Source organism: Arthrobacter sp. AQ5-05, from assembly GCF_003287975.1.
Classification (GTDB): domain Bacteria; phylum Actinomycetota; class Actinomycetes; order Actinomycetales; family Micrococcaceae; genus Paeniglutamicibacter.
Map to the genome: position 1 here is coordinate 1 of NZ_QMKQ01000061.1, position 3,492 is coordinate 3,492.

Sequence of the window (3,492 nt, forward strand, 5' to 3'; positions counted from 1 at the left end):
GCCGTTGTCGCTGTTAAGCCGAATTCGGCTTAACACGGATTATGCCGAGGAAAACGCTAAGCCGAGGGATGCCGGGATTGGCCCGGGTTTCCGGGGATTCCTGGCATCTTTCTCGTCTTAGTGTTTTGCCCCATTTTTGGCGTTACCCTCGTCGTATCCATAGGTCCAACGAAGGGAAGGCATCATGGATGCGACAGTTGCGGAGATTGGCGGGCGGGTCATCTCGGCCTTGGCCGCGGCGGGATACGCGGAGTCGACGATGCGGGAATACCGCTACTGGATCAAGCGGTTGGAAAAGCTCGCCCGGAACCAAGATGGGCATTATTCAGTGGAGTTGGGTGCGGAATTTGCCTCGATGACCACGAGTCCGAGGACCGGTCGATTTAGCAATCAGCGGCGAAAGTCGTACGGCCGATTGGTGAGGTTGTTGGATTCCTGTGTTCTGACCGGTTCGGTGGATCTTTCCATGATGCGACGCGGTGGCAAATCCACCCCGCATGCCGAGGAGTTCATCCGGGTGCTGGCCGACTGGTCAGTTGAGATGGGGAGCCGCAATCTGGCCTTGAACACCCGGAATGCCTATGACCGTGAGGCTCGCGGATACCTCCTGTATCTGGAATCCCAAGGGATCTGCTCGCTTCGGGGTGCCGGGGCTGCCAGTGTGCTGGGATTCCTTGAATCATTGCGGGGACACTGGGCCGAATCCTCGGTATGGGTGGCGGTCATCAACCTGCGGGCCTTCCTGAAATTCGTGGACCGCCCCGACCTTCAAGGGGCCTTGGGTCTGGCCAACGCCAAGCGGCGATACGGGATCGTGACGACGCTGGATGACCGAGAGGAACGGGCCGTGGTCCGGGCATGCACCAGCGGGCGTGTCTCTGACCGGGATGCGGCCATCATGCTGCTGCTGTTGGTGACGGGTCTGCGCGCATGCGACCTGATCGCCCTGCGGTTGGGCGATGTCAATTGGCGGGAGTCAACGCTGCGGATCGTGCAGCAAAAGACCGGCAATCCGCTCACGCTTCCGTTGCTGCCGGTGGTCGCCGAGAAGCTGGCGGCGTATGTCCTGTCCCAGCGTCCGCATTCCGGGAACGAGCACGTGTTCCTGCGGTCCTTGGGAGCGCGGGTCGAGTTCTCGGATCACGCGTCCGTTTACGCGGTGACCCGGAGGGCCTTCATCGCCGCAGGATTGGATCGCTCGAGTGCCGGGACGAGGTTGCTGCGCCATAACGCCGCAACCAGGCTCCTGCGTGCGGGAACCCCGTTGCCGACGATCTCGGCGGTGCTTGGGCATTCGAGCCCGAATTCCACCGATGTGTATCTCACCGCTGACACCGAGCACTTGAGAGCATGTGTCCTTCCACTGCCACAGCTCCTCTCACAAGGAGCGGTACGGTGAACGGGCCCAGATTCACCAGCGCGTTTGCCCCCGAGCTGGAGCGTTTCCTTGCCTTCAAGGAGAGCATGGGCTTCCACGGGGCCACCAGGGTTTGGTACTTGAGAAATTTCGACCAATACTGCACTCAACGGGCCTTGGTGAACCTTGACCGTTCCACCGTTGAAGGGTGGGTCACGTCGATGCTCCCCGCCCACGAGAAGGGCAGCCGATCGTGGATCTCATGCATCAGGGACTTCGGTCGGTGGGAGCTCGCCAACGGCCATGAAGACGCCTATGTTTTGTCGGATCAATGGCGATGCGGCAATCTCCGCCCGCAGCCATACCTGCTGACCACCGAGGAAATCACCAGGTTCTTCGAAGCGGCAACACGATTGGAGATCAGGTCGCCGTGGAAATGGCAGGGATCAGCGTTCTTCGCGCTGATGCATTCGTGCGGGTTGCGCACCGGGGAGGTGCGCGGATTGGTGCCCGAGGACCTGGACCTGGACGCGAGGTCCCTCGGCATCCGTTGGTCCAAGGGCAAGCGCAGCCGGCTACTGCCACTCACCGACCAAATCGTGGACGTGCTGGCCGACTGCGACAAGATTTCCCGGGAAGTCTTCGGTGAGGACCGGGCGGCTTTCTTCATTTCCACGTTTGGCGCTCCGGTGCGCCGGGAAGCCATCGCCGACGCATTTCACAGGATCTGGAACCAAGCCGGGCTGCCCCGGCACAGTGAAGGAAAATCACCCACGCCGTATGCGTTTCGGCATCATTTTGCCTACGCCAACATCGAACGCTGGATGGCCGAAGGCACCGATGTCAACGCCATGCTGCCCTACCTTTCCCGGTACATGGGCCACAGCTCGATTCAGAGCACGTTTTACTACATCCATACGTCCCCGGATTTCATGAGCGGATACGCAGAATTGACCAGTGAAGGTCAGGGGATTCTTCCCGAGGTGGGATTCGAATGAAACGCGACACAACAACCGCAACCCCGAGCTTCTGGGGCTTCGCGCGAAACTACCTGCACGAATACATGCCCCGGATCAGGGGCCTGTCCCCGAAGACGATCGAGGCCTACCGGATTTCCCTGGAATGCTTCGTGCACTACCTCCTCGACGAGCAATCCGTGCTGCGCCAGGACATCGGCTTTGAACACTTTGAGAGGAGGTATCTCAAGGGATGGATGATCTGGATGCGGGAAACCAAGAACTACCAGCCCAAGACGCTGAACCTCCGCCTGACGGCAATCAGGGCATTCCTGCGCTATGCCTCCCAGGAGGATCTTCGGCTGGTGGCCTTGCATGAGGCAGCCGCCTCGCTCAAGGCCCCGCCCCAGCCCAAGAAACCCATCGAATATCTTGAGCAGCACGAGACCTCCGCGATCCTTGCAGCCTTCACCGGCTCCACCCCGAAGTCCCGGCGCAACCGCATGCTTTTGATACTCCTCTACGAGTCCGCGGCACGCGTCAGCGAAATCACGGCACTGACCCTCGGTGACCTCATCCTGGCGAAACCGGCCCACCTGGTCCTCACCGGGAAAAGGAACAAGAGCCGCGTCGTTCCCCTGGGCGACAAAACCGTCCAGCACCTGCAGGTCTATCTTCAGGAATTCCATCCCCGGCCAGCCACGTTGCCGGCGACGCGTCCCCTGTTCAACAGCCTCCACCTGGGGGTGCCCACCAAGCTCTCGGAAGACAGCGTCTCGGCCATACTGAAGAAGGCCGGGAACCTTGCCCGTGAATCCTGCCCCACGATCCCCGACAAGCTGTATTGCCACATGCTCCGCAAGACCAAGGCCATGGACCTCTACAAGCAAGGAATCCCACTGCCGCTGATCATGCAACTGCTCGGCCACGAAAGCATGAGCACCACCTCGGCGTTTTACGCCTTCGCGACCTTGGACATGATGAGGGAAGCGATGAATGCGGCAACACCCGACCTCAGCCAAACCACCGTGGAATGGCTCAGTGACGAAAACCTGCAAAAGCTCTATACCTTGCGATAACCACCCAATCGCTAAGCCGAGAAAGATGCCAGGAATCCCCGGAAACCCGGGCCAATCCCGGCATCCCTCGGCTTAGCGTTTTCCTCGGCATAATCGCTGT

3 protein-coding genes are annotated in these 3,492 nt (G+C 60.3%); all 3 read left to right on the forward strand.

All coding sequences use genetic code 11. The features are described from left to right. Positions 1–259: 259 nt before the first annotated feature. Genes DQ353_RS20930 through DQ353_RS20940 form a run of 3 tightly spaced genes read left to right on the forward strand, consistent with a single transcriptional unit; the run spans position 260 to position 3,392 of the window. Entirely contained in the window at positions 260–1,399 is a 1,140-nt protein-coding gene (locus tag DQ353_RS20930; protein ID WP_286166954.1) for a tyrosine-type recombinase/integrase, read from the forward strand. Then, positions 1,396–2,355, forward strand: coding sequence for a tyrosine-type recombinase/integrase (locus tag DQ353_RS20935; protein ID WP_113765115.1), 960 nt, complete (start codon positions 1,396–1,398; stop codon positions 2,353–2,355). Before DQ353_RS20930 ends, DQ353_RS20935 begins: the two co-directional genes overlap by 4 nt. Further along, entirely contained in the window at positions 2,352–3,392 is a 1,041-nt protein-coding gene (locus tag DQ353_RS20940; protein ID WP_113765116.1) for a tyrosine-type recombinase/integrase, read from the forward strand. The genes DQ353_RS20935 and DQ353_RS20940 overlap by 4 nt, the downstream gene beginning before the upstream one ends. Positions 3,393–3,492 lie beyond the last annotated feature (100 nt).